This is a genomic window from Marinomonas gallaica (genome assembly GCF_049821165.1).
GTDB lineage: Bacteria > Pseudomonadota > Gammaproteobacteria > Pseudomonadales > Marinomonadaceae > Marinomonas > Marinomonas gallaica.
In genome coordinates this window covers 3,511,939-3,537,723 of the sequence record NZ_CP187511.1, presented here as the reverse complement: position 1 = coordinate 3,537,723, position 25,785 = coordinate 3,511,939, and the positions used below count along the sequence as shown (strand labels likewise).

The window sequence follows — 25,785 nt, the reverse complement described above, 5'->3', positions numbered from 1 at the left end:
CTGAGTCCCCCCATTCTCAGGTCTAGCATATTCAAATAACATTATAAATTATTAAACATAGAGGACTATCCATGAAGATTTTTGAGGAAATTGAATCCGAAGTACAATCCTACGCTCGCTCTTTTCCGCGTGTATTTCATAAAGCTCAAGGCAGCTATTTGTACGATGAAGAGGGTAATCAATACCTCGATTTTTTAGCAGGTGCAGGCACACTTAATTATGGCCACAATCATCCAGTCCTTAAAAAAGCTGTCCTAGAATACATTATGGACGATGGTATTACCCATGGGTTAGATCTGCATACCAAAGCAAAAGGTGAGTTTTTAGAAGCCTTCAAAGAATATATCTTAGAACCTCGCGGCCTTGAGTATGTGATGCAGTTTACTGGACCAACGGGGACTAATGCGATCGAAGCGGCGATGAAATTGGCACGTAATGTTACGGGTCGAGAAAATATCATCACGTTCACTAATGGTTTCCATGGCTGTAGTTTGGGGGCATTGTCTGCAACAGGCAACTCTCATCATCGTGGGGTAGCCGGCACTACGCTTGGCGGTATTAGCCGCGTTCCTTTTGATGGCTACTTAGGTGATGGTATTGAAACCACTGAGTATCTAGATAAGGTGTTGTCTGATTCTTCAAGCGGTATTGATCATCCAGCGGCCGTATTGGTCGAAACCGTTCAGGGTGAAGGTGGCATTAACGCAGCGTCTATGGAGTGGCTGAAAAATCTTGAAACGGTTTGTCGCAAACATGATGTGTTGTTGATTATTGATGACATCCAGGCTGGTTGTGGTCGAACAGGTACCTTTTTTAGTTTTGAGCCGGCCGGTATCAATCCGGACATAGTGACCTTGTCTAAATCAATCAGTGGTTACGGATTGCCATTTGCTATTGTTCTGTTTAAACCGGAACTGGATCAATGGAAACCAGGTGAACACAATGGAACCTTCCGTGGTAACAATCTCGCCTTCGTAACGGCTAAGCATGCACTGGAAACCTTTTGGAAAGATGACTCGTTTGCTAAAGAAGTGCGTCGTAAAGGCCAATACATAGAAGATCGACTTAATGCCATTGTTGATGAGCTTGGTGATGGTAACTTTACTGTGCGCGGTCGCGGCATGATGCGAGGCATTAACTGTGTTAGCGGTGAACTGGCAAGCCAAATCACAAGAGCATGTTTCAAACAAAATCTGATGATAGAAACCTCTGGTGCAGATGATCAAGTGGTTAAGTTCTTGTGTCCTCTTGTTATTACGGATGAGCAGCTAAAGCAAGGTCTAGACATAGTAGAGCAGGCTATTCGTGAAGTATGTGCGAAAACAGATGAAATGCCGGAAGAGCGTAGTTACTTTGATGAGAACTACGACATCGCTGTGTAGCTTAGAAGTGGGTGAGCTCATATTGTTCACCCTCTGCCCGCCAATAATGAATTCTATGAAGGAGCAACAATGATTGTACGTCAGTTAAGTGAGTGTGAGAAAACAGAGCGTCGTGTGGTATCCCCTGATGGCAAGTGGCAAAGCGTACGTATGCTGCTTAAAGGTGATGACATGGGTTATTCATTTCATATTACAACTATTTTTGCTGGCGAAGAGTGCCAGTTCCATTATCAGAATCATTTTGAATCGGTGTTCTGTATGGAAGGTGAAGGTGAGATTGAAAGCCGCGAAGATGGCAAAGTCTATCCGATTACACCGGGTACACTTTATAACCTTAATGAGCACGATCGTCATACATTACGAGCCTTTAAAGAGTTGAAACTTGCGTGTGTGTTTAATCCGCCTGTTACAGGGAAAGAGGTGCATAACAAAGACGGTGCCTACGAATTAGTCGATTAATTTCAAAGGAGAATATACCGATGGCTGTTGCGCAGACTTCAACTGCATCCGATCGTGATTTGTATCCTTCACGGACGTATCCAGAGCCTGTTAAATTTAGCCGCCAAGATCCGGTTGTTTACTCCGACTCACAAAAAGCTGCGCCTTTAACGAAAGCGCAGCTAGCGGAGTACGAAGAAAAAGGCTTTTTATTTCTGGATGATATATTTAGTCCTGAAGAATTATCTTCCCTAATCAGGGAAATGAAGAGTATGTGTCTTGATGAGGCCATAAAGCGCAGACCTGAAACCATTACGGAGAAGGGGAGTGGTGAGGTGCGTTCTGTCTTTTCAGTGCACCAACTGAATAAAGTTTTTGCCAAATTGGCTGAAGACCCGAGGCTAGTGGCTGTTGCTGAATACATACTTGGCGATAGTGTTTATATTCATCAAAGTCGATTAAATTGCAAGCCGGGTTTTGAAGGAAAAGAGTTTTATTGGCATTCAGACTTTGAAACATGGCATGCAGAAGACGGAATGCCAAGGATGCGGGCACTCAGTATGTCGATCACATTGACACCTAATGACCACAATAATGGTCCTTTATTGCTTATTCCAGGATCACATAGGTCATTTATCTCTTGTGTCGGTGAGACTCCCAAAGATCATTATTTGTCATCACTGAAGCAGCAAGAGTTTGGTATTCCAGATCAATCCTCTGTTGCTGACTTGATTGAGCAGGGTGGTATTGAAACCGCTGTAGGGGATATTGGGCGCATCATACTATTTGACTGTAATACATTGCACGGTTCAAATGGCAATATAACCCCTTATCCAAGATCTAATTTATTCTTTGTATACAATGCATTAAGCAACAAAGTGTCTCAACCTTTTGCAAGTGATTCTATTAGACCTGAGTTCATCGGCGCACGGCATAGCATCAAACCTATTAAAAGTGTCATTTTTAATTAAAATTTGTGTAATTCATGCTTAATATTTGAGCTTCCTTATGACAAACTACCCGCCGGCGCTCACTAATATAGGTTGAGGTTCTCTTAACCCAACATAAGAAATTCGGAAAGAAAATGGGACAACATACAGTTGATAAAATCGGCGGTACGTCCATGAGTGACTACCGTTCGGTACGAGATAACATTATTTTTAAGCCAGCAGGTACAGAAGACCTGTATCAACGCGTTTTTGTAGTATCGGCATACGGCGGTATTACCGATAAGTTGCTGGAACACAAGAAGAGTGGTGATGCGGGAATTTACGCTCACTTTGCAAAAGACCGTAACCAGAGTGGTTGGCGTGAAGCGTTTGATGAAACTCGTCAAACCATGCTGGACATCAACCGTGATTTGTTCGGTGAGAGTGAACTTCTTAAAGAAGCGAATGACTTTCTAGCAGCTCGTCTTGATCAAGCGCAAGAAGCGCTAGAAGACTTGAGCCGTTTGTGTTCTCACGGTCACTTTGCAATTGATGAACATCTTGCGACAGTTCGTGAAATGCTTGCCAGTCTTGGTGAAGCGCACAGTGCATGGAACATGGCGAATTTGCTTAAACGTGACGGTGTAAACGCAGTCTTTGTTGACCTCACAGGCTGGAATGCTAGCGTTCATATGTCGCTAGACGAGCGGATTGTGGAGTCATTCAACGACGTTGATTTAGCGACTCAGTTGCCGATTGCGACAGGTTATGCTCACAGTGAAACGGGTCTAATGACAACGTTTGACCGTGGTTATTCCGAAATGACGTTTAGCCGTATTGCCGTACTGACACAAGCACGCGAAGCGATCATCCACAAAGAGTTTCACTTAAGCAGTGCAGATCCGCGTTTGGTCGGTGAAGACAAAGCGGTTCCTATTGGTCGTACTAACTACGATGTGGCCGATCAACTGGCAAACTTAGGTATGGAAGCGATCCACCCTAAAGCGGCTAAAGGTCTTCGTCAAAGTAAAATTGCATTGCGTGTGAAGAATACATTCGAACCTGAGCACAGTGGTACCCTCATTACAGGTGATTACATCTCCGATGCGCCATGTGTTGAGATCATTGCTGGCAGTCGCGGCGTCTACGCCGTTGAATTATTCGACCAAGAAATGGCCGGTGAAATTGATGCCTTTGATATGGGCGTGTTGAAAGTGTTGAACCAATTGGGTGCGCACATTATCGCTAAAGACATCAATGCGAATAGCATCACTCACTATTTAGCGGCAAATCTTAAGACGCTAAAGCGTGTTCTTCGTATGCTGGGTGAAGAATTCCCGGAAGCTGAAATTACACAGCGTAAAGTCGCTATCGTATCGGCTATTGGTTCTGATATGAAGACGACTGGTATGTTAGCAAGTGCTGTGAAAGCCATTTCAGAGCAAAGTATTAACGTGATAGCGATGCATCAGTCAATGCGTCAGGTAGACATGCAGTTTGTGGTGGATGAGGAAGACTACGAAGTCGCGATCCGCAGCCTACACAAAGAGCTTGTTGAATCGCATAACCACGGCCGAGCAATTTGTTTAGCGTCGTAAGCTAAAAGATCTCGACCTTTAAAAACCCAGCAGACAAGCTGGGTTTTTTTTATGCATGTGCTAGCTGATCCACTTCAATGTTTTCAGGGAACTGATCGAATAGATCTTGAGGGATAGGGCGGCTGATAAAATAACCTTGCCCAAGGTCACAGTGAAAGGACTCCAGCATTTCAAGCTGAGCACGGGTTTCAACGCCCTCTGCAATGACCAAAATATCAAGTTTGTGTGCCATGGCGATAATGGCTTCTACCATCATGCGATCATCGTTATCGTTTTCTAAATCCCATACGAAGCTTCGGTCAATTTTTAGTAAATCGACAGGCAAGTTTTTAAGTTGTCCTAGTGATGAGAACCCCGTACCGAAATCATCAATGGCGATACAAATTCCCATTGCCTTTAAGTATTCCAACGTTTTCTTAGCTTGCTTCAAATCGGTTAACAGTGTTGTTTCGGTAATTTCGAAGCCGATGTAGTGCCCAGGAATATTGAACTGTTGAATCATTGCCCGTACATAAGGCACTAAGTTTGGATCATTTAGTTGCAAGGATGACAAATTGATGTGCAGTAAAATAGGGTAAAGTCCAAGTGCTTCGCGATGAGCCAAGTACTCAAAGCTTTTACGAATCACATAGTTACCTAATGCTAAAATTTGCCCTGACTGTTCCGCTAATGGAATAAAACTGTCAGGGAAGACTAATCCTTTTTCAGGATGATTCCAGCGGACTAGTGCTTCGGCTCCAATGACTGTATTTAAGGTTAAATCAAACTGAGGCTGAAAGTGTAGAATGAGTTGATCTTCTGCTATGGCTTTTGTAAGAGCGAGCTCTTCTGCATGTGTATCGAGTGATTGTTTGCGCATGGCTTCATCAAAGACCACGAATTGATTCTTACCACGACGTTTTGCCTCATACAGAGCGACATCAGCGCATCTCATGAGTTCTAAGATTTGTGAACCATGCTCCGGAATGAGGGTAATGCCTAAAGAGGTGCTTTGCTTGAATTCTCTATGACCAATATGGATGATTTCTTGTGTGCTAGATAGGATTTCTTGAGCAATGTCTTTTATATCCTGAACGGAGTTTGCTTGTGTCACAACAATCGCAAATTCATCGCCCCCTAAACGTATTAAGATGTCTTGCTCTCGTTTATGTTGAGATAAGCGCTTGGCGACCTCAACCAAAACTTTATCGCCAACATCGTGGCCAATGGTATCGTTTATCGATTTGAAATTATCTAAGTCAAAATAGATAAACGCTCCCAGAGTTTGGTTTTCTTTGATTTGATGAATGATTTGATGGAAGTGGTCGTTCAGGTATCGTCGATTAGGTAAATCAGTTAAAGGGTCCTTAAATGCCAGTTCTTTTAACTCTAATGTCTTATTATTGACTTCTTTCTGAAGCTCAATGGGGCGGATAAGGATATGGTAAAGGCTTAAAGAGCATGCAGTTGCAAGAAGAATGGTAATGAGCAGCATATTGAAGGTGCGGGTTATGATATTGCTGCTAATATCATTGGAGATAGAAAGCGTCCAAGTGCCGGTTGGTAAGCCGATACCAGCTTGCACTAAAGTGTCAGGGTTGAGGGGCTTTATTGGGTTATAGAACTGAAATATCTCGTTGGAGTCAGCGTGTTCACGTTCTATCTTGATCGCGTAGCCTTCGTTCTCTAGTTCATGAATGCCTGTGTTATTTATAAGCGGTGTTAGCATGATGAGTGCAGAGGCAAACCCCCAAAACTCGCTAGATTTAGGCCCCTGAGCCGCTTCATAAATTGGCATACGACTGATAACGGCAGAGCCACCTTGCACTAAACTTAGAGGGCCAATCATGATCATGTTGTGATTTTTGATTGCCGTGTACGCCGCTTCACTGTATTTGGGGTGATTAAGGACATCTAGTCCAAGTGCATCTTCATTGCCTTCAAGAGGATAAATGTGTTCGATAATCCCACCTGGGGCTAATTGCATGCTGTCTATGCCAGGTATGGATTGCATGATGTTTTTGGCATAGCTGTCAAAATGATCAAGCTTTTTATCTGTTAGTGAGAGTTGGTGGGCTAAAATCCGTGTCGATGTAAACGATAGGCTCAGGCTGCGTTCTATTTCTGTCGCTTGAGAACGCGCAATACTACTGAGCATCAAACGCTGGTTTTGGATGAAATTGGTGTTGGAAAGAGTAATAAAATAAATGCCGAGCGCTGAAATTAGCGCAAATATACTCATAGAAATAACAAAGGCGCGCCTGTCTTTGATACGTGGTGTGAGCATATACCCTATAAACCCCATGTATTTTTTACTTATTACCGTTTTTAACAGATCAATATTTTTACAGTATCTGTATGAAGCTACTATTAATAAATTTTATCCATATTGCAATATAACAATTTTGTGTAGAGTGATAATAGGTATACAGATCAAGCTGCGTAGGAAATGCTACGCAGCTTGATCTAGGTCTTAGTTCTGGTATTTTGCGATTAAGCGAAAACTAAGAACACCCCGGCTAAACTAATGGCTGCTCCGCCCACTTGATTTAATCGAGTAAGATTAAGTGATTGCAGCATACGCCCCGTCCCAATACCCACTAGATGAAGTGCAATGGTTGCCAGTGCAAAGCCAAGGCCGTATTCGAAGCCATTTGCATTTAAAGGCATTTCCATGCCATGAGCAGCGCCGTGGAAAATGGCAAACGTCCCAGCAATTGTGATAGAGGCTGCCAGTGGTAGACGCTTAGCACTTAATAACAGTGCGCCCATTAAGATGACAGACAATAAAATACCAGATTCAATAAATGGTACATTCATGCCCAGCATGGCAGCACCAGCACCTAGTAGCATAACGGTCACAAACATTGTCGGTACTAACGTCAACGATCGACCGCCGAGGCTTGTAGCCCAAAGGCCGATAGCAAACATGGCTAACAAATGATCTAAACCGGTAAGTGGGTGAATAAGGCCAGATAAAAAGCTAGAGGTATGCTCATGTCCAGGGTGTGCCAATGCCATTCCTGGGATCAATGTAAGAGCTAAAAGTCCCGTTTTCTCTACTGTGATTCTCATCACTGTTCTCCTAAAAACAAATTTTCATTAACCGGATAAAACCGAGACGGGAGTTTACCACGAAGCATATCGGCTAATAGTGAATGATTTACAAGATATGTAGCGTTCTGCTCAATGCTTAAGTGCAAAAATATTCCAAGTTAACCATTGATCGAAATCAATTAAGCGTGCCGGACGAGAAGGGAATGCTATTCGGTATATTGTACTGAGTAAGTTTTTGATGAAAACTGGTACGTTAGTTAAATGTACGAAGTCCTGCTGGAGACTATAAACCATCGATGAGAAGGGTAGGCATTTGATGGCTTACATTAGCCAGACTTAGAGTTTAGCGAATGCTTAATGGCTCCACTCAGTTTTTCGAGGCAATGAAACGGGATCGTGACATGTATAAAACACAATTTACTGATAGCCAACGTAACATTCTGAATCTGCCTGCTTACTTATATGATCTTAATTAGGTGCATGCATTCATGCTGAAACGGATTGTCTGCTTCTTTTGTATCGTTTTGCCACTATGGGCCCATGGTGAGTCGAAAAAACTGAATCTTGTTATTCTCTCCTACAATCCTGATGTCTCTACGGTTCTTTTATTTCAGTCGATTGTGGATGATTTGACTGAACGATTACCGAATTATGATATTAACCTTAAAGTTTCTAGTGCTGAAAATTTGAGCAGTACTATCGAACGTTATCAATATGATTTGATGTTATTAGACCCTGTCCATTATTTGAAATTTCGCAGTACAGGTCGCTTAAGTGGAGCCTTGCTGACGCTTCGACGTGGCTTTGAAGGGAAGACTACAAGCTTTATGGGAGGCGTGATTTTTACTCGACGTGACAACCAAACGATAAGGCTCGATAACCTTTATCAATACCCTGTTGCTGCAACGGCTCCGACTTATTTAGAAAATTATACTGCTCAAATTTTTGAACTTAAAAGTAATGGGTTCAATATTCCTTCTGTTGATGCGCTTAAACAATATGCTGACGCTGAGCAGGTAGTTGATGCGGTACTTTCCAAGCGACAGGATACAGGTTTTGTTCGAAGTGGTGTGCTGGAAAAGCTTGTTCAGCAGGGGCGCATCGAGGCAAATGCTTTTAAAATTCTAAATGAACAGAACTTCGCAGGTTATCCGTTTTCTGTTTCGACAAGACTGTTTCCTGAATGGGCGTTTGTTGCTAAAGCAAGTGTAGACACAGACGTTACCCGTGAAGTGACTGCTGCGTTGCTTAATATGAAGATTGATCGCAAACAAGCTCGAGATTATGGATTGTATGGTTTTGTTCCTTCCTTAGATTATTTACCTGTTGAGCTGATGTTAAAAGAGCTTTCGCTGCCGCCTTATGACGATGAAAGCTTAGGTTGGATCGACTTTCTGAAAAGCTATGCCACGTACTTTTTATTGGCAAACATGATCGCTTTGTCATTGATCTTCTTGTCTTGGAATACGTTTCGACAAAACAAGCATTTGGCTCGCTTGATTAAAAAAGAAAAGCAAGCCCAAGAGCTACTTACGCGTAGTAACAAACAATTGGACGCATTGCTAAGCAGCAGTCCTACTGTCATTTATTCCCTTGATCCCGAGTACTGTCAGCTTCAATTCATCAGCAGTAATTGCTACCACTTGTACGGTAAAACGGCAGAAGAAGTGAAGACTATTCGTAACTGGTGGCAGAAGTCTATTCATGATGACGATTTAATCAAAGCCTTAGCTACGTTTCGCCAATGGCGCGTTGATGGTTGCCTAGGAACTCTGATTTTTTCATATCGGATCTCTCGACAAGGCGACTGGATTTGGGTTGAAGATCGACTTCAGGCGTTACGTAATGATATTGGTGAGGTAACCCTCTTTGTAGGGGCTCATTCGGACGTGTCAGAACGGCATTTAAATGAAGAACAGCTAGAGCTTTGGGCCAGTGTCTTTGCCAATGCTCGTGAAGGTATTGCCATTACGAACCCGAAGGGCGATATCCTTGATGTAAATTCTGCTTTTTCTAGAATAACAGGCTACAGCCGGTTTGAAATCATCGGTCAAAATCCACGAGTTTTAAACTCAGGACGGCAAAGTAAAGATTTTTATCAAGAAATGTGGCGGCAGATTGTCAGTGCTGGCTTTTGGGAAGGTGAAATCTGGAATAAGCGTAAAAATGGTAGTATTTATGCTCAAAACCTAACCGTTGTCGCTGTCAGTGATGTGTTAGGAAACGTGAGCCACTATATATCGCTTTTTTCAGATATTACACGTCAAAAGCGTAATGAAGAACAGTTAGAACATATTGCTTACTTTGATTCGTTAACAGGGTTGCCAAACCGAACGAACTTAACCAATTCTCTCGATATCAAAATCAGAAACGCGACTATTTATGGTACGAAGTTCGCTTTAGCCTTCCTAGACTTGGATGGGTTTAAAGAGGTAAACGATACCTTTGGTCATGATACTGGAGATTTATTACTCGTGGATGTGGCTAAACGTATGCGCGAGACGCTTGGTGGCGAAAGTATTGTCGCTCGGTTTGGAGGAGATGAGTTTGTTTTGTTGGTGCCAATTCTACAAAATTCTTCGGAAATTGAGCCACAACTGCAGTGCTTGTTAGATGCATTAGCTCAACCGTTTAAAGTATCTGGTGTAACGCTTCATATTAGTGCCAGCATAGGCGTGACTTTTTATCCTCAAAACCGTGAAGTTGAAGCTGACCAATTGATTCGTCAAGCGGATCAAGCGATGTATCAGGCGAAAATTAGTGGTCGCAATCGATTAAAAGCGTTTAATTTAAGCCAAGAAGATATTTTGGTTGAGCAGCACCGTTTTTATGAAGAATTGCAGCAGGCGTATGAGTTAGAGCAGTTTAGGTTGTACTATCAGCCTAAAGTGAATATGCGTACCAAAGAAGTGTTTGGGTATGAAGCTTTGATTCGATGGCAGCATCCAACCAGAGGCATTTTGGCACCGGCGTTATTCTTACCGGCTTTAACCAATCAGCCTTTGGAATTAGAGGTTGGTAATTGGGTAATAAAAACCGCTTTAGCGCAGTTATGGCAATGGCAGCAGCTGGGCTATAACCAAACCGTGAGTGTTAATTTGGCAAGTTATCAGTTACAGCAGGGTGGCTTTATTACGGAAATGAAAGGTCTGTTAGCGGGTTATCCCCGTTCTGTAGCGGAGTCGCTAGAGCTGGAAATCCTCGAAACCAGTGCGATAGAGGATTTGGCGACGGTTTCAGGTGTGATTGAAGCCTGTAAAGAAATGGGGGTCAAGCTTTCACTGGATGATTTTGGAACGGGTTATTCGACCTTAAGCCACTTAAAAGAGCTGTCGGTTGATATCCTTAAGATTGATCACGGTTTTGTGCGTGAAATGTTAGAAGGTAAAAATGATCTTGCTATTATTAAAGGGGTTATAGGCTTTGCGGATGCGTTTTCGTTAGACGTTATCGCAGAAGGTGTTGAGACAGCGGGTCATGCTAAACGTCTCATTGAGTTAGGTTGCGAATTAGGTCAAGGCTATTACATTTCACGTCCGATGCCTGCAGAAAAGGTATTAGAATGGTACGATCAATGGAAAGCTTTTGATTGTGAGTAAACGATGCCTGAATCGAATGAGCTAGAGCGACATTGTAAAGCGTATGTTGTTGAACGAATGCAAACGGACAATGCCCATGACTTGGCTCATATTGAGCGTGTTGTCAAACAAGCAAAGCGGCTTGCTCAAAAAGAGGGTGCAGAGTCGACGCTTGTGATTGCGGCAGCATGGCTGCATGATGTTATTAATTATCCAAAGGATCATCCTAAGAGAAGCCAAGCGTCTTTTGACTCTGCATCTTTAGTTGAACCTTTTCTTAAACATTTAGGGTTTGATTATTCGCAGGTTAGTGCCATCCAGCATGCCATTATAACTCACAGTTTTAGTGCTCAGGTAACACCAAGAACACTTGAGGCTCAAGTTGTGCAGGATGCCGATCGATTGGATGCTTTAGGTGCGATCGGGATTGCGCGGTGTATGATGGTAGGAGGGCAGTTGTCTCGCTTATTGTACGAGCTGGAGGATCCATTCTGTTCAGAGCGCGAACCGAATGATTCTGAATTTACTTTAGACCACTTCTATCAGAAACTTCTACGTTTAGAGGCAACATTCCAAACACAAGCTGGGCGAGCTGAAGCTGCACGCAGAACACAGTTTATGCGAGAATATTTGGAACAGTTGCGTTTTGAGATCAGTTAGAGGATCTTTCATAACGAGCTAGGTTGTCTGCCATAACCATAGATATTTCAAGATATTGTTGAAGTTGTTCATCTGATAATCCTTGGGTCATGGCTGTAAGCGCTTCTAAATCATAGCTTTCTAATGTTTTGAAAGACTGAGTGCCTTGCTGAGTTAATTCAATAAAAGAACTTCTCTTATCTTCTGGGTTTTGCTTTTTGCGAACCATATTGTACTTTTCTAGCTCTTTTATGAGCCGCGTAACTTGACCTTTATCTCTGCCACAGTGCTGAGCAATCATAATGGCTGTACAGTTTTCATGATCATGGATCATTTTTAAAATAATGAAGTACAAAGGCGAAAGAGGTGTGCTGCTTTCTTGCATAGCAAAACGCATTGCATGTTTCAGTCCGGAGATAATACCAATCAAAGCAGTTTGTATATCGCGTTCAATGTCAGCCATAGAGGAATCGTTCAATCTAGTTGATGAAATACTGTCAGAATATCAGATAAAAGTTAGGTGTGCTGTTTCAATTCGTTTGATGTCGGCAGTAGGCAAAAGACGTCGTCGACCTCGGTAATGATAAAACGTTGTAAACGTTCGCCAACACATGGCCCTGAAACACATTCCCCTTTTTCAGGTGTAAATTGCGCACCGTGAAATTGACATTCAATTAGACTGAAAGTTTCGTCAAAGCAATGGAAGCTGTCGTTTGCAATGCGTTTATTTAAATGTGGGCAAAGATTTTGATAAATAAAAAGAGTGTTATTTGACACAAGGGCAAGGAAGTGAGCTGAATTGATGTCAAACACGTAACTTTGTTCATTTTTAAGGGCATGAATTGTATTGTTCTGAATGTTAGATAAAACCAGCATAGCGCATTTCCAGTTATCATTTTTATGAGTATAAAGTGTATCGAGAATGCAAAGAAGCGCCTATTGTTTAATGGCTGATTGCTGTCTTTACAGAGGCCCTTTATACTCCGCACTATGACTAATAAACCCTCCTCCGTTAAGAAAAAACCAGCACCAAAAAAGCGTGCCAAAAAGACCAAACGCTCGCCGAAACGACCTTCTATTTGGCGTAGGCTATTTAAGTGGCTGGTTATTCTCAGTTTGATTTTAAGTATTCCCTTTAGCCTATGGTTATGGTGGCTAGATAAGCAAGTTGTCGCTCGTTTTGAAGGCCAGAAGTGGCAAGTGCCTTCGGAAGTATACAGTGCGCCTCTGGAGTTAACCGATGGCGCGCCTTGGCGTAAGCAAGATCTTGAGAATGTTTTGTCTGAATACGGGTATCGGTTTGGTAAAAATAGCCAGAAAGTAGGGTGGGCGGCACGCAGCCAAACAAAAGTAAGTGCTCATTTACGTGATTATACCGACCATACAGGTTACCACCCTTCATCACGTCGGATGTTTTCGTTTGCAAACGGCCAGCTGCAGATTCAAGATATCTCAGGTAAACGTTATCGTAATGCAGTGCTTGAACCTCAAAAAATTGGTTATTTATACGGCGGTAATACAGAGAATCGTGACATTCTAGTATACGAACAGATTCCTAAGAGTTTGATTGAAATCCTGACGATTACCGAAGACCGTGATTTTTTTCATCACTTTGGTATATCGCCAACAGGAATTGCGCGAGCCGCTTTTGTTAATGTGACGTCAGGGAGTCGTAGGCAAGGGGGGTCGACACTGACTCAGCAGTTGATTAAGAATATGTTCTTAACCTCTGAGCGGACGTACACTCGTAAAATTACGGAAGTTTTTATGGCTTTGCTGCTTGAGTACCACTACAGCAAAGAAGAAATTATTACCGCCTATGTTAATGAGGTGTATCTGGCTCAAGAAGGTGATAGCGCGTTACATGGGTTTGCAGCCGCGAGTGAATACTTTTATGGACGACCGCTGCATGAGTTGAACTTAGACGAGCTGGCATTGTTAGTCGGTATGGTTAAAGGCCCCTCACTGTATAACCCCAGACGCAATCCAGAGCGTGCGAAACAACGTAGAAATGTGGTGATTGATTTGCTGCTTGATCAAGGGAAATTAACCGCGCGCAATGCCACCGTACTGAAAAAACAGCCACTAAAATTGTCTCCGCCAGGGAAACGCCGATCTGTCTATGGCGACTACTTAGATTTGGTTTCGATGCAGCTAGAGCGTGATTTTGACCAAGCTACGCTGGCGACAAAAGACCTTAAAATATACACTGGACTTGATATTCGTGCTCAGAAAGCCGCTCTTAAGGCGATGCACAGTCGTGTTTCTGCTTTGGTTCAGCAAAAAAGGCAGTTGAAAGGCTTGCAGGGCGCGATGGTTGTCACCGACCGTCATAACGGCCAAGTACGTGCGGTGGTTGGGTCTTCTGATAAATATTACAGTGGCTTTAATCGAGCATTAGGGGCCGTGCGTCCGATTGGCTCTTTGGTAAAACCTTCGATCTACCTTACTGCAATCGCTTCAGGACGTTACACCTGGTGGGATAGAATTCAAGATGAAGCAAAACGTTTCAAGGTAGGCGGCAAACTGTGGGAGCCACAAAACTACAGTCGAACGACTCATGGCGAAGTGCCGTTATACGAAGCATTAGCAAAATCGTACAATTTAGCCACCATCGATTTAGCCAGTAACTTAGGTTTTGATCGTGTAGCCGATACGCTACGTCAGTTGGGGGTCAAAAGACCTTTTACCATGTACCCATCGGTTGCTTTAGGGTCTTTAGAGCTTTCTCCATTTGAAGTCGCACGTTTATATCAGCCGTTGGCCTCAACGGGTGAAAGTGCAGAGTTAGGTGTTGTGCTGTCTGTTATGGATCAAAATGGTAAAGTATTAAAACGATTTGATCGAAGCAGTGAAGTACCTTTTACTCAAGAAGCGCTAGCGGTGACGTTAGCGGGGATGACAAAATCCCCTGAAATAGGAACAGCACGGGCTGCTCAAGGTCAGCTACCTTGGTTGAGGTTTGCCGCTAAAACCGGTACGACCAATGATCAGCGAGATAGCTGGTTTGTCGCGGTTACCGATGACTTTTTAAGTACCGTATGGCTTGGCCAAGATGATAATTCATCCATGAATATCACCGGTAGCTCGGGAGCCCAGTGGGTTTGGATTGATTTTGCCAAGGCGTTACCGCAGAGGTCACTGCCCAAGGCGCTTCCTCGGGAAGCGAATTATTATCATGTGACACTGGATGAATTTGAAATAGCGGCGGATCGTTGTAAAGAAAAGGTCGAGCTTCCTTTTATTGAAGGGACTCAACCCAAATCATCTAGTTCTTGTTTTTGGTTCTTTTGACAATTTATCGATTGGATTGAATACGGATTTGTAATTTACTGATATATATGCTTTTCTTTGAAAAAATACAGACTTTCTTCGACTTGTTATAAGAAGTAAGTGATAGTCTCAGTAGAAGAAGTGAAGTGCTTATAATGAAAAAAATAGTAAATGTAAAAAGCACGGTGAAAATTATTTTAGCGTCTGTTGCTTTTTGTGGGGCGCTTCTAAATCCCATCTCGGGTATGGCGGCGGAAAGTGGCTCGGTGTGCTCATCGATTACAGCGACAGGTAATCCAGAATACCCTCCTTTTTTGTGGCAACAAGAGCAAACAGGTCAGCTCCGTGGAGCCGTTGCTAATTTGATGGGCAAGCTCAGTGAGAAAATCAACATTCCGATTAAAACCATTTATGTTGGTCCTTGGTCTCGCTCTCAACAGGAGGTCAAAAGTGGTCGTGTTGATCTGATGGCAGGTGCTTTTTACACTTCTGAGCGTGCTGATTACATGGCGTATTTTGCTCCGGCAATGATGTTTACGAAAAGTATGGTATGGCAGTCTAGTCGTCGCAAGTTCGATTATCAAAAGTGGTCAGACTTACGTAATAATTGGGGTGTTACGGTTATTAACAACAGTTTCGGACAAGACTTTGATGACTATGCGAAGAAAAACTTAAGTCTGCTGACCGTTGCGAGTTTAGAACAAGCGTTTTCAATGCTTGATGCTGGCCGGGCCGATTATGTACTGTATGAGCGCAGCCCAGGGGTGGCTTACGTTCGGCATATGTCTCTAGAGGGGCTTGTTGAAGCCGTAGAGCCTTCTATTAGTAGTGAAGGGTTATTTCTGACGATATCAAAACTCTCACCATGTAATACCCCTGAACTTAGAAGTCGCATTACAACCGCACTCAGAGAGCTGGTTGATGAAGGTGTTCCGCAAGATGTGCTTGTTAATGCTCTAGCTGAGTGGTCCAGCAAGACGCGATAGTACTGTTGTCTGATAAGTTGTGATTGCAGTTAGTAAAAGCCGATGCATAAATGTGCGTCGGCTTTTTTTGTTGCTAGTTGATCAGGGATTGATAAAGGTTAATCCACTGTTCGGTTACGCGCTCCCAGCTGTGATCTTGAGACATGGCTTGTATTTGCAGAGTGCGCCAAGTTGATAAATCTCGGTAAGCTAGTAACGAGCGATCTATTGCAGATCTGAGTTCTTCGGCTGTTGCATGATTAAAAACAAAACCATTAGCATGTTGGCCTTCTTCGAACACGGTATCTGCAAGCCCACCTGTACGTCGAACGATGGGCAAGGTTCCATATTTTAGTGCGTAAAGTTGTGTGAGACCGCAAGGTTCAAAGCGTGATGGAATCAATAACATGTCAATCCCCGCTTGAAGTCGATGCGAATACGCTTCATCGTAACCTATGCGTATACTGACTTGATCTGGGTATCGTGCTTGCAGATCTAAATATTGCTGCTCGAGTGCTTTGTCGCCAGAGCCTAATAGAATGAACATTGCCCCTTGCTGTAAGGCTGGTTCAATTGCGGCAGGAATTAAATCTAAGCCCTTCTGCTCTGTTAAACGACTAACTACTCCAAATATAGGAGCATTAGGAGATTCTGGTAGGCCATTTTCGCGCTGTAACGCCAGCTTGTTTTGTTGTTTATTATCTAAGGAATGTAAGTCGTAATGGGTATGAATGAATGGATCGATACTTGGAGACCACTCATTGTAATCTACGCCGTTTAAGATACCTGACAGCTTGTGGCTTTGTGCTCGAAGCGTGCCGTCTAAGCCATCCCCATAAGCAGATGTTAGTATTTCATGGGCGTAAGTAGGGCTAACGGTTGTGATGGCATTAGCATACACCAACCCTGCTTTTAAGGAGGAGTAGCGGCCGTAAAATTCCATACCATGAATGGACAGTAAATCATGCGGTAATCGTACCTCATCAAATCGCTCAATGGGAAAACTGCCGTTGTAACGTAAATTATGTACTGTTGTGACTATGGGGGGATGATTTAGACGCCATGCTGCTAAGTAAGCGGCGGCATAGCCTGTTTGCCAATCATTTAAATGCAAAAGGTCTGGTTGCCACCCAATTAATGCTCCATATTGGGTGATGAAGGCACATACCCATGAAAATGCGGCAAAGCGAATATCATTGTCGTAAAAATCATGGCCATGAGCATCCAAATAAGGGCCAGCATCTCGCTCGAATAAGCTTTGACACTGAACTAAATATATAGGGGTATGTGATTCTGCTAATTGTGTTTCAAGCAAAATTAGGTCGCCACAGCCAAATGGATTGCCTAAATTAAGACTGTTTTTTATTGGAGGGAGTTTATCCAGAATCCCCTTATAAGCTGGCATTATAAGCTTAATATCAATGTCTTTTTTGCGTAGTGCAATAGGCAGCGCACCTGCAACATCTGCAAGACCGCCGGTTTTAATGAGTGGATGGATTTCAGATGATGCAAACAGGACTTTCATAATTTTGTTTTCATATTGATTTAGTAATATGACCAGAGTATACCTAATAAAAGCCTAATGTAGTGTAGGGCCCGGATAAAAAAGTAAAGGTGATATATGGATTTGAATGCCGCACGTATGAGTACTCTTTCGTTAATTTTGGCGGGAGGAAGAGGGTCTCGCTTAAAAGATCTAACAGACCATCGATCGAAGCCAGCGGTGCCGATAGCTGGTAAATATAAGATTATCGACTTCCCTTTATCTAATTGTATTAATTCAGGGATGAGAAAAATTGCGGTGCTGACACAGTATCGCTCTCATACGTTAAATCAGCATGTGCAAAGAGGTTGGAACTTTTTACGTTCAGACTTTAATGAATTTATTGAGCTGTGGCCGGCGCAGCAACAAACAGGCGAAGATTGGTATCGTGGCACGGCCGATGCGGTTTATCAAAACTTTAAAATGATTGATGAGCTGAACAGTGAATACATCTTGATCTTAGCGGGTGATCACGTTTACCGCCAAGATTACAGTGTCATGTTACAAGAGCATATTCAAAACAATGCTGATGTAACGGTCGCTTGCATTGAGGTGCCTGTTAAAGAAGCCGATCAATTTGGCATCATGCACGTAGATGAAGACGACAACATCATTTCGTTTGAAGAGAAACCGAGTAACCCTCCGACGATGCCTGGAAATCCTGAGGTTTCGCTTGCAAGTATGGGGATTTATATCTTCAGTACTAAGTTTTTACGCGATAACTTGATGAATGATGCTCAGGATCGTCAGTCTAGCCATGACTTTGGCAAAGACCTTATTCCAATGTTTGTCGGCCGCTCTAAAATCAAAGCGCATTATTTTGCTAATAGCTGTATCCCGAACGAAAGCTACCCAGAAAGTCCGTATTGGCGTGATGTTGGCACATTGACCGCTTTTTGGGAGTCTAATATGGATTTAACTAAGCTGGTTCCTGAATTGGATCTTTATGATGAGTCATGGCCTATTCGAACGGCTCAATATCAGCGACCTGCTGCAAAATTCAATTACAACTATGAAGAACGTATCGGTACAGCGCTTAACTCTGTCGTTTCGGCCGGTTGCATTGTTTCAGGGTCAACGGTTGAACAGTCAATTTTGTTTAATAATGTACGCGTGAATTCCTACTCTTACGTTAAAAGGTCGGTGATTTTGCCAGGTTGTGATATTGGCCGACATTGCCAATTGACGAACGTTATTGTGGACTCAGATACAAAATTACCGCCTAATATTATTATTGGTGAGGATCCTGTTGCAGACGCTGAGCGCTTTTACCGTAATGAAGATGGTATTGTGTTGGTGACTCAGAAAATGATAGATAAACTTCCTCAAACAGAATGAGCGTTATTATGAGCTCTGTTTGATGCAAAAGGCCCTACTTTGTTAGGGCTTTTTTGTGTGTCTCAGTGTTGAACATGGGTTGTAAGTGAAATCCCTTTTGTTCAAGTTCTTTGATGATGCTGTTAGGACCGCTTAGGTGTAATGCACCCACCACAATAAAAGTAGTCATTGGTTGTCTTTCAGCTTGTCCAACATAGATGCTAATTACATCAGCCATCCGTTCGTTTCTATGATCCAGTAAGGATTCCATCATAGGCTTTAGTTGTGGTGTATCCAGAACGTCTTGATAGACAAAATGGTAAAGCCCATCAGCATCCGCTTGTCGCCAGTATTCAGTCATTTGTGCCATATAGTCGACATCATCCATCTGCTCGAGACTGGTCGTCAACATGGCTAATTGTGCTTGAAAAGGAGCGTCTGCAATGGCGTTAATTTGCTGTTGTAGCGTTTCGATTTCAAGAACCGGTAAGTTTCTTTGTTTTGCCTGTTTTAAGAAGTGCATATCAATCCCAAACTCAGACTGATATTGAGAGTCTTTTAGTTGAGCTTGGGTGAGTTGCTCTACTAGCATCCATGGGCGCAAGTGGACAATACGTTCGTATTGCGAACCATTTTGCTCGGCAAAGGTTTTTAGTTGTATTTTTTGGCTGTCCGATAGATAGGAGTCGATGGTGACGCCTTTTGGTAACCACATTTTTGATTGTATTAGGCGAGCTGATTTATTAGGGTCAAGCTTTTCGGGGTCGAGTTCAACTGCAATTCTATCCGCTTCAGCAAAGGCGTCTTCGTAGGCTTTTGGCAGAGGGTAGAAGTCTGGCGTTAATGCGTGAATTGAGCCGACTAGGTAGACTGTTGCGGCGTGGTGCTGCAGCTTCCACATGAATGGTTGATAAGATGATGCGAATGCGGGTGCTTGTACTATGACTAGCAGCGCGATAAAGATACACTTTAAGAAATAGATAGAATGGCGCATAGGGATAGGCTGCTTGATTATCATGAAACAGTAAGGGATTATCCACGATGCTTGTGGATAACCCATGTAGAGACTATGTGATAACTTCCTCAAAGCCTTACTCTGTCTGCTTTGAGGCGGTATAGTATATAAATTCTTCAGTCACGCAGTAATCATGCACCAAAAATAGGCTTTGGCGCTCAAATGATCAAACAGAGGATCGAATTATGTTTACCGGTATAGTTCAAGGTATGGCGGAAGTGCGCTCCTGTCAAGAAAATGGTCGTAACCGAATTCTTGAGGTGGTGTTCCCTCAAGGTATGATGCTTCAACAACAGCTGGGTGCCAGTGTTGCCATTAATGGCGTCTGTTTAACAGTGGCTAAAATTGAAGGGGATGTATTGACGTTTGATGTCATTGATACAACCCTGAAACTTACTAACATTGGTAAGCTTAAACCCGGTATCAAAGTGAACTTCGAGCGTGCCGCTCGTATGGGGGATGAGGTCGGTGGACACGTCATGTCAGGGCACATCATGACGACAGTAGTAGTCCATCAAGTGGAGCAAATAGAAGAAAGTTTCCACATTCGCTTTGCTGTTGATAATCAACAAGTGGATGCTCGTCGTTACCTGTTTGATAAAGGCTATGTGGGGTTAAATGGCGCTAGTTTAACAATCAGTGCCATCGGGGATGATTGGATTGAGGTTTCCCTGATTCCTGAAACGCTTCGTTTGACCACGTTTGGTCTTTTACAGGCTGGTGATTTGGTAAACCTTGAGATTGATGCGCATACTCAGGCAACAGTAGATACTGTTGAGCGAGTATTGAAGCAACGAGGCATTGTTTTACCGTAACGTAAATACCATGGATATGGCGTGAAAACATTGAAATAAATGGAGTATAGCGCTTTATTTCGGTAGAATGCGCGCCATATTTTGCCCTGAGAACCTGTTTATAAGTCATTTATTGCAATGTGAAGGTTAGCCTTCAACGATTAGACTGCGTCTAACTGTGTAGTTGACTTATCAACAGGTACTCTTTTAAAAATCGCTTTTTAAGTGTGAGTTTAAAGTGTCGAACAATCTAAAGCACATCCGAAATTTCAGTATTATTGCGCATATCGATCACGGTAAGTCGACGTTAGCGGACCGTTTTATTCAAAACTGTGAAGGCTTAACTGCACGTGAAATGTCTAACCAAGTGTTAGATTCCATGGACATCGAGCGTGAGCGTGGGATCACAATCAAAGCTCAGAGTGTCACACTAGACTACCATGCCAAAGATGGTAAAACGTATCAGCTAAATTTCATCGATACACCTGGGCATGTGGACTTTTCGTATGAAGTGTCTCGTTCTCTAGCCGCCTGTGAGGGTGCGTTGTTGGTTGTTGATGCAGCGCAAGGTGTAGAGGCCCAGTCGGTGGCCAACTGCTACACGGCTATTGAACAAGGCTTGGAAGTTATGCCTGTTCTGAATAAAATCGATTTGCCTCAAGCTGAGCCTATTCGAGTTGCAGAAGAGATTGAAGAAATCATTGGTATTGATGCGACCGACGCCGTTACCTGTTCGGCGAAGACCGGCATGGGCGTAGAAGATGTACTTGAGCGACTTGTCGCTACAATTCCACCTCCAGAAGGTGATACCGACGCACCCCTACAAGCGCTTATTATTGACTCATGGTTTGATAATTACTTAGGTGTTGTATCCTTGGTGCGTATTAAGCAGGGAACACTTGCGAAAAAAGATAAAATCTTTATTAAGTCGACAAAACAGTCTCATCCAGTAGATAACGTCGGTATTTTTACCCCTAAACGTAAAGAGACGGGTGTACTGCGTGCTGGTGAAGTGGGTTATGTGATCGCGGGTATTAAAGATATTCATGGTGCACCTGTGGGTGACACGATCACTCACATTTCGACACCTGATGTACCTCAGCTAGAAGGTTTCCAAAAAGTGAAGCCTCAGGTTTATGCTGGCCTTTTCCCTGTCAGCTCTGATGACTATGAAGACTTCCGTGAGGCGCTGGACAAACTCACCTTGAACGATGCTTCGCTATTCTTCGAGCCAGAGACATCTGACGCCTTAGGCTTTGGTTTTCGTTGTGGCTTCTTAGGTATGCTGCATATGGAAATCATTCAAGAGCGTTTAGAGCGTGAATACAATTTGGATCTGATTACTACGGCACCGACTGTAGTATACGAAGTAGAGTTAAACAGTGGCGATACAATTAATGTAGACAGCCCATCGAAAATGCCTGATCCAGGTACTATTCGTGAGATGCGTGAGCCAGTTGTTGAGGCTAATATTCTAGTGCCACAAGAGTATCTTGGGAACGTTATTTCCTTGTGTGTTGAAAAACGTGGTATTCAGAAAGATATGCTGTATGTCGGTAGTCAAGTGCAATTGCGATATCACTTACCGATGAACGAAGTGGTGTTGGATTTCTTTGATCGCTTGAAATCTTGCAGTCGTGGTTTTGCATCATTGGATTATTCTTTCCATCATTTCGAAGCTGCGCCATTAGTTCGTTTGGATATCATGATTAACGGTGAGCGTGTGGATGCTTTGGCTACGATCATGCACCGTGACAATGTTCAAACCAAAGGTAGAGCATTGTGTGAAAAAATGAAGGATTTGATCCCTCGACAAATGTTTGATGTCGCGATTCAAGGAGCCGTCGGAGCAAAAGTTATCGCGCGTACTACGGTTAAAGCATTACGTAAAAACGTAACCGCGAAGTGTTATGGTGGGGATGTTAGCCGTAAGAAAAAGCTACTGCAGAAGCAGAAAGAAGGTAAAAAACGCATGAAGCAAGTAGGTAATGTTGAAGTACCACAAAGTGCGTTCTTAGCCGTGTTAAAAGTAGATAGCTAAGACGGGAATGATAAAGGGCCGCCCATATGTGCGGCTCTTTTACTTGGAGAAGATGTATGGATTTTGATTTCGAACTGATCTTGGCGATTGCGTTTTTTGTAACGTTTGCCGCATGGCTTTACGATCGCATCGCTTATGCTCCAAAACGCAAAAAGATTTTGTCTCAAATGGCACCGGAAGCGGTGGCTGCATTAGATAAGAATGCCCAACTAAATCTGGCGGATACACCTAAGTGGTTGCTGGAAGTGAAATCTTATTTTGTGATTGTTGCGGTGATCTTTGGTCTACGTTCATTTGTGGCTGAGCCATTTCAGATTCCATCAGGGTCAATGTTGCCAACGTTAGAGATTGGTGACTTCATTCTGGTGAATAAAATGGATTACGGACTTCGCCTGCCAGTGTTGAATAAGACGATTATCCCTACCACAGAGCCCGAGCGTGGTGATGTAGTGGTGTTTAAGTACCCAGAAAACCCAAGCCTGAACTATATTAAGCGTATGATTGGTTTACCGGGTGATGTCATCAGTTACCACAATAAGCGCTTGATGATTAATGGCAAACTTATGGACGAAGAGTTGTTGGCTGAATTACCTGTTTCTCTTAATCCTAGTCGTGAACCGGTCGCGGTTTATGAGGAAAACTTAGACGGTGTTAGTCATCAAATCTATAAAAGCTATCGTCGCAATCCGTTAGAAGGGGATTGGGTCGTGCCGGAAGGCCACTATTTTGTTATGGGTGATAACCGTGATAACAGTGCTGATAGTCGCGTTTGGGGCTTTGTGCCAGAAGAGAATATGAAGGGTCGTGCGTTTTATGTATGGCTGCATTGGAATGAATTTTTTAGTCTTCCAAGCTTTAAGAATAATGGTTTAATTGAATAATACTTTTGGAGAAATTTTGAGCTCTATTTATGAAAAATTGTGTCGGCGAATAGGCTACTTCTTTGCTGACCTAGGGCTACTTGAACTGGCGTTAACGCACCGAAGCTTCGGTGGTAGAAATAATGAACGGTTGGAGTTTTTAGGAGATTCAATCTTAAATTATGTTATCGCTGAAGAGTTATTTCATCGCTTCCCAAAAGCGAAAGAAGGTGAGCTAAGTCGCCTTCGAGCATCGTTGGTGAAAGGTGATACGTTAGCTGAATTAGCTCGCGAGTTTCAATTAGGTGATTTCCTAAAATTGGGAGCGGGTGAATTAAAAAGTGGTGGCTTCCGTCGCGACTCAATTCTAGCCGATGCGGTAGAAGGCATTATTGGTGCTATCTATTTAGATGCTGGAATGGATGTCTGCCGTCAGCACATTTTGGAGTGGTACAAAGAGCGCTTAGATGCAACCTCATTAAAAGTGGTTACGAAAGACGCTAAGACACGTTTACAAGAGTACTTACAAGCGCGTAAGCATTCACTGCCTCTTTATGAAGTAGTGAAGATTGTAGGTGAGCCTCATGATCAAATGTTCTTTGTCCACTGCCAAATTGAGTTGTTCGATACGCCTGTTGAAGGCAAGGGTGGAAGTCGTCGAATTGCAGAGCAAAATGCTGCTGCCAAAGCGCTTAAAGAGCTGGAAAAGAACTAAATGGATCACGAAGAAGAGTATCAAGAGATTACGCACTGTGGGTTTGTGGCGATTGTTGGTCGTCCAAATGTAGGTAAATCAACCTTAATGAACCACATCCTCGGTCAAAAGCTGTCGATTACGTCGCGTAAACCGCAAACCACTCGAGATCAAATCTTGGGAGTGCAGACCAAGGGGCACATCCAAACAGTATATGTGGATACGCCAGGGCTGCATAAAGGCCAAGATAAAGCGATTAACCGATATATGAACCGAACAGCAAGCTCTGCACTAAAAGATGTCGATGTTGTGTTGTTTGTGATCGATGCTGAGCGCTGGACAGAAGAAGATGATAACGTGTTAGCAAAAGTTCGTTATGCGGACTGTCCTGTCGTGTTGGTGGTTAACAAAGTTGATCAATTGGATGATAAGGAAGAGCTTTTACCGAAGCTTGCAGCGTTCTCTGAAAAAATGACGTTCTCTCAGATTATTCCAATTTCGGCACTGCGTAACAAGAATCTGGATCGTTTAGAGTCGCTGGTTGAAAGCTATATTCCGGAAGGTGAGCAGTATTACCCAGAAGATCAGATTACCAACCGTAGCTCTCGTTTTCTTGCTTCTGAAATTGTGCGTGAAAAAATCACACGTCAATTGGGGCAAGAAGTACCTTATGAAGTGGCAGTGCAAATCGAAGAGTTTGTATTTGAAGGGGCTACCATTCATATTTCAGCTTTGATCTTAGTTGAGCGTGATGGGCAAAAGCGCATTATCATCGGTGATAAAGGCGCTAAGATTAAGTTAATTGGTAAAGAAGCTCGCATTGATATGGAGAATCTGTTCCAGCAGAAGGTCATGCTTAACTTGTGGGTGAAGGTGCGATCGGGCTGGTCTGATGACGAGCGGGCATTGGCTAGTTTAGGTTATCAAGACGATTAAACTGTGCGCGTCCAAGGATACATCATACACACTCGCCCCTTTCAAGATGAAAAAGTGCTCTTGGATATTCTGACAAAAGAAGCAGGCTTGATTCGTAGTGTATGGCGTAAAAAAGCAAAAGAGGCTCGGGTATCCCCCGGGTCTTTTTTGTTGATGGAGTTTGAGTTGTCTGGTCGCTCTGAACTTAAGAGTGTCCGCTCCGCTGAGGCGCTGGAATCCCCTATTTTATTACAGGGTAATGCCCTATACAGTGCTTTTTATGTACATGAATTGATTGAGCGTCTGTTGCCGGTGGGGCTTCCCCTAGAACCTTTGTTTGTCTTGTATCGATGGCTAATTACGCATCTACAAGGTGAGGCACCAATAGCGCCGTTGTTGCGACGCTTTGAGTTAGGTGTGTTCGAAGAGTTAGGTATTCAAGTCAATATGAGTGCTACCAGTCGTGGTGAGCCACTGGAGTCACAGCAACTCTACCAGTTACATCATCGATTTGGTCTGCGCCCTTATTATGGTGAGCAGCCTAAAGTGAAGCCTATTGTGTATTTAGACGGTGCGGCAGCGTTAGCCTACGCCGAAGGTCGATGGGATAATAGGCAGGTGTTAATGTTGGCGAAAGAGCTGCACCGAGCATGGTTAGATCATGCGCTGGGTGCTCGTGTGTTAAAATCGCGTTCTTTGCTGCCCTCAAAGCCCTATGAGGGCGAACGATTGTGGCATGTGCCGCTTTTTAGGTTCTCTGTTTAATGT

The 25,785-nt window shown here is 43.2% G+C and carries 21 protein-coding genes; 15 read left to right on the top strand and 6 right to left on the bottom strand.

The window, feature by feature from the left end:
- The first annotated feature begins 71 nt into the window (after positions 1 to 71).
- The 4 genes from ectB to ACPUEK_RS16725 all read left to right on the top strand — a co-directional run bounded on the left by ectB (position 72) and on the right by ACPUEK_RS16725 (position 4,347).
- On the top strand, positions 72 to 1,382 hold the full coding sequence (ectB, locus tag ACPUEK_RS16740) for a diaminobutyrate--2-oxoglutarate transaminase (protein WP_067096008.1): 1,311 nt from the start codon (positions 72 to 74) through the stop codon (positions 1,380 to 1,382).
- A 69-nt stretch (positions 1,383 to 1,451) separates the two neighbouring features.
- The gene (locus ACPUEK_RS16735; protein WP_067096013.1) at positions 1,452 to 1,841 is read left to right on the top strand and encodes an ectoine synthase; all 390 of its coding nucleotides are present in this window, start codon (positions 1,452 to 1,454) and stop codon (positions 1,839 to 1,841) included.
- A 20-nt stretch (positions 1,842 to 1,861) separates the two neighbouring features.
- A complete protein-coding gene (gene thpD / locus ACPUEK_RS16730; protein ID WP_425641522.1) occupies positions 1,862 to 2,791 on the top strand; it encodes an ectoine hydroxylase in 930 nt (309 codons plus the stop codon).
- A gap of 113 nt (positions 2,792 to 2,904) precedes the next feature.
- Positions 2,905 to 4,347, top strand: a complete 1,443-nt coding sequence (locus ACPUEK_RS16725; protein ID WP_067096020.1) for an aspartate kinase — start codon at positions 2,905 to 2,907, stop codon at positions 4,345 to 4,347.
- A 49-nt stretch (positions 4,348 to 4,396) separates the two neighbouring features.
- Here the strand turns inward: ACPUEK_RS16725 and ACPUEK_RS16720 are convergent, their stop codons facing one another.
- Positions 4,397 to 6,568 carry a bifunctional diguanylate cyclase/phosphodiesterase gene (locus ACPUEK_RS16720; protein WP_425641521.1) on the bottom strand — a complete coding sequence of 724 codons (2,172 nt, stop codon included), beginning with the start codon at positions 6,566 to 6,568 and terminating at the stop codon, positions 4,397 to 4,399.
- A gap of 251 nt (positions 6,569 to 6,819) precedes the next feature.
- Positions 6,820 to 7,401 (bottom strand): HupE/UreJ family protein, encoded by a 582-nt coding sequence (locus ACPUEK_RS16715; protein ID WP_067216251.1) that lies wholly within the window; start codon positions 7,399 to 7,401, stop codon positions 6,820 to 6,822.
- Positions 7,402 to 7,871: 470 nt separating this feature from the next.
- On the opposite strand from ACPUEK_RS16715, the gene ACPUEK_RS16710 reads away from it, so the two are divergent.
- Positions 7,872 to 10,982 carry an EAL domain-containing protein gene (locus ACPUEK_RS16710; RefSeq protein ID WP_425641520.1) on the top strand — a complete coding sequence of 1,037 codons (3,111 nt, stop codon included), beginning with the start codon at positions 7,872 to 7,874 and terminating at the stop codon, positions 10,980 to 10,982.
- A 3-nt stretch (positions 10,983 to 10,985) separates the two neighbouring features.
- A complete protein-coding gene (locus ACPUEK_RS16705; protein WP_067216243.1) occupies positions 10,986 to 11,621 on the top strand; it encodes an HD domain-containing protein in 636 nt (211 codons plus the stop codon).
- Here ACPUEK_RS16705 and ACPUEK_RS16700 read toward each other — a convergent pair.
- Together ACPUEK_RS16700 and ACPUEK_RS16695 are read right to left on the bottom strand one after the other, a co-directional pair.
- The gene (locus ACPUEK_RS16700) at positions 11,614 to 12,063 is read right to left on the bottom strand and encodes a MarR family winged helix-turn-helix transcriptional regulator (protein WP_067216240.1); all 450 of its coding nucleotides are present in this window, start codon (positions 12,061 to 12,063) and stop codon (positions 11,614 to 11,616) included. The two genes, ACPUEK_RS16705 and ACPUEK_RS16700, sit on opposite strands and share 8 nt — an antisense overlap.
- A gap of 53 nt (positions 12,064 to 12,116) precedes the next feature.
- Positions 12,117 to 12,476, bottom strand: coding sequence for a Rieske (2Fe-2S) protein (locus ACPUEK_RS16695; protein WP_067216236.1), 360 nt, complete (start codon positions 12,474 to 12,476; stop codon positions 12,117 to 12,119).
- Between the two features lie 240 nt (positions 12,477 to 12,716).
- Between ACPUEK_RS16695 and mrcB the strand changes: the two genes are divergently transcribed.
- Both mrcB and ACPUEK_RS16685 read left to right on the top strand, forming a co-directional pair.
- Positions 12,717 to 14,894 (top strand): penicillin-binding protein 1B, encoded by a 2,178-nt coding sequence (mrcB, locus tag ACPUEK_RS16690; RefSeq protein WP_425641519.1) that lies wholly within the window; start codon positions 12,717 to 12,719, stop codon positions 14,892 to 14,894.
- A 134-nt stretch (positions 14,895 to 15,028) separates the two neighbouring features.
- Complete coding sequence (locus ACPUEK_RS16685) at positions 15,029 to 15,859, top strand: substrate-binding periplasmic protein (protein ID WP_425641518.1); 831 nt, start codon at positions 15,029 to 15,031, stop codon at positions 15,857 to 15,859.
- 73 nt (positions 15,860 to 15,932) lie between these two features.
- Here ACPUEK_RS16685 and glgA read toward each other — a convergent pair whose 3' ends face one another.
- Entirely contained in the window at positions 15,933 to 17,363 is a 1,431-nt protein-coding gene (gene glgA / locus ACPUEK_RS16680) for a glycogen synthase GlgA (RefSeq protein WP_425641517.1), read from the bottom strand.
- A gap of 96 nt (positions 17,364 to 17,459) precedes the next feature.
- On the opposite strand from glgA, the gene glgC reads away from it, so the two are divergent.
- The gene (gene glgC / locus ACPUEK_RS16675) at positions 17,460 to 18,719 is read left to right on the top strand and encodes a glucose-1-phosphate adenylyltransferase (protein ID WP_067216227.1); all 1,260 of its coding nucleotides are present in this window, start codon (positions 17,460 to 17,462) and stop codon (positions 18,717 to 18,719) included.
- Between the two features lie 34 nt (positions 18,720 to 18,753).
- Here glgC and ACPUEK_RS16670 read toward each other — a convergent pair whose 3' ends face one another.
- Complete coding sequence (locus ACPUEK_RS16670) at positions 18,754 to 19,692, bottom strand: TraB/GumN family protein (RefSeq protein WP_425641515.1); 939 nt, start codon at positions 19,690 to 19,692, stop codon at positions 18,754 to 18,756.
- A 206-nt stretch (positions 19,693 to 19,898) separates the two neighbouring features.
- On the opposite strand from ACPUEK_RS16670, the gene ACPUEK_RS16665 reads away from it, so the two are divergent.
- The 6 genes from ACPUEK_RS16665 to recO all read left to right on the top strand — a co-directional run bounded on the left by ACPUEK_RS16665 (position 19,899) and on the right by recO (position 25,782).
- Positions 19,899 to 20,528 carry a riboflavin synthase gene (locus ACPUEK_RS16665; RefSeq protein ID WP_067216219.1) on the top strand — a complete coding sequence of 210 codons (630 nt, stop codon included), beginning with the start codon at positions 19,899 to 19,901 and terminating at the stop codon, positions 20,526 to 20,528.
- 217 nt (positions 20,529 to 20,745) lie between these two features.
- Positions 20,746 to 22,548: a translation elongation factor 4 gene (gene lepA, locus ACPUEK_RS16660; protein ID WP_425641514.1), complete on the top strand. Its 1,803-nt coding sequence runs from the start codon at positions 20,746 to 20,748 to the stop codon at positions 22,546 to 22,548.
- 56 nt (positions 22,549 to 22,604) lie between these two features.
- A complete protein-coding gene (lepB, locus tag ACPUEK_RS16655; protein ID WP_417505547.1) occupies positions 22,605 to 23,429 on the top strand; it encodes a signal peptidase I in 825 nt (274 codons plus the stop codon).
- Between the two features lie 16 nt (positions 23,430 to 23,445).
- Entirely contained in the window at positions 23,446 to 24,123 is a 678-nt protein-coding gene (gene rnc, locus ACPUEK_RS16650; protein ID WP_067031613.1) for a ribonuclease III, read from the top strand.
- Positions 24,124 to 25,038 carry a GTPase Era gene (gene era / locus ACPUEK_RS16645; RefSeq protein ID WP_067031610.1) on the top strand — a complete coding sequence of 305 codons (915 nt, stop codon included), beginning with the start codon at positions 24,124 to 24,126 and terminating at the stop codon, positions 25,036 to 25,038.
- A 3-nt stretch (positions 25,039 to 25,041) separates the two neighbouring features.
- Entirely contained in the window at positions 25,042 to 25,782 is a 741-nt protein-coding gene (recO, locus tag ACPUEK_RS16640) for a DNA repair protein RecO (RefSeq protein WP_425641513.1), read from the top strand.
- Positions 25,783 to 25,785 lie beyond the last annotated feature (3 nt).

Coding starts and splice junctions, on each gene's coding strand:
- era (WP_067031610.1), top strand. CDS start 24,124: ATGGATCACGAAGAAGAGTATCAAGAGATTACGCACTGTGGGTTTGTG.
- ACPUEK_RS16725 (WP_067096020.1), top strand. CDS start 2,905: ATGGGACAACATACAGTTGATAAAATCGGCGGTACGTCCATGAGTGAC.
- ACPUEK_RS16670 (WP_425641515.1), bottom strand. CDS start 19,692: ATGCGCCATTCTATCTATTTCTTAAAGTGTATCTTTATCGCGCTGCTA.
- ACPUEK_RS16715 (WP_067216251.1), bottom strand. CDS start 7,401: ATGAGAATCACAGTAGAGAAAACGGGACTTTTAGCTCTTACATTGATC.
- ACPUEK_RS16710 (WP_425641520.1), top strand. CDS start 7,872: ATGCTGAAACGGATTGTCTGCTTCTTTTGTATCGTTTTGCCACTATGG.
- ACPUEK_RS16695 (WP_067216236.1), bottom strand. CDS start 12,476: ATGCTGGTTTTATCTAACATTCAGAACAATACAATTCATGCCCTTAAA.
- thpD (WP_425641522.1), top strand. CDS start 1,862: ATGGCTGTTGCGCAGACTTCAACTGCATCCGATCGTGATTTGTATCCT.
- ACPUEK_RS16665 (WP_067216219.1), top strand. CDS start 19,899: ATGTTTACCGGTATAGTTCAAGGTATGGCGGAAGTGCGCTCCTGTCAA.
- ACPUEK_RS16685 (WP_425641518.1), top strand. CDS start 15,029: ATGAAAAAAATAGTAAATGTAAAAAGCACGGTGAAAATTATTTTAGCG.
- ACPUEK_RS16735 (WP_067096013.1), top strand. CDS start 1,452: ATGATTGTACGTCAGTTAAGTGAGTGTGAGAAAACAGAGCGTCGTGTG.
- lepB (WP_417505547.1), top strand. CDS start 22,605: ATGGATTTTGATTTCGAACTGATCTTGGCGATTGCGTTTTTTGTAACG.
- ACPUEK_RS16720 (WP_425641521.1), bottom strand. CDS start 6,568: ATGAGTATATTTGCGCTAATTTCAGCGCTCGGCATTTATTTTATTACT.
- glgA (WP_425641517.1), bottom strand. CDS start 17,363: ATGAAAGTCCTGTTTGCATCATCTGAAATCCATCCACTCATTAAAACC.
- glgC (WP_067216227.1), top strand. CDS start 17,460: ATGGATTTGAATGCCGCACGTATGAGTACTCTTTCGTTAATTTTGGCG.
- ACPUEK_RS16705 (WP_067216243.1), top strand. CDS start 10,986: ATGCCTGAATCGAATGAGCTAGAGCGACATTGTAAAGCGTATGTTGTT.
- ACPUEK_RS16700 (WP_067216240.1), bottom strand. CDS start 12,063: ATGGCTGACATTGAACGCGATATACAAACTGCTTTGATTGGTATTATC.
- ectB (WP_067096008.1), top strand. CDS start 72: ATGAAGATTTTTGAGGAAATTGAATCCGAAGTACAATCCTACGCTCGC.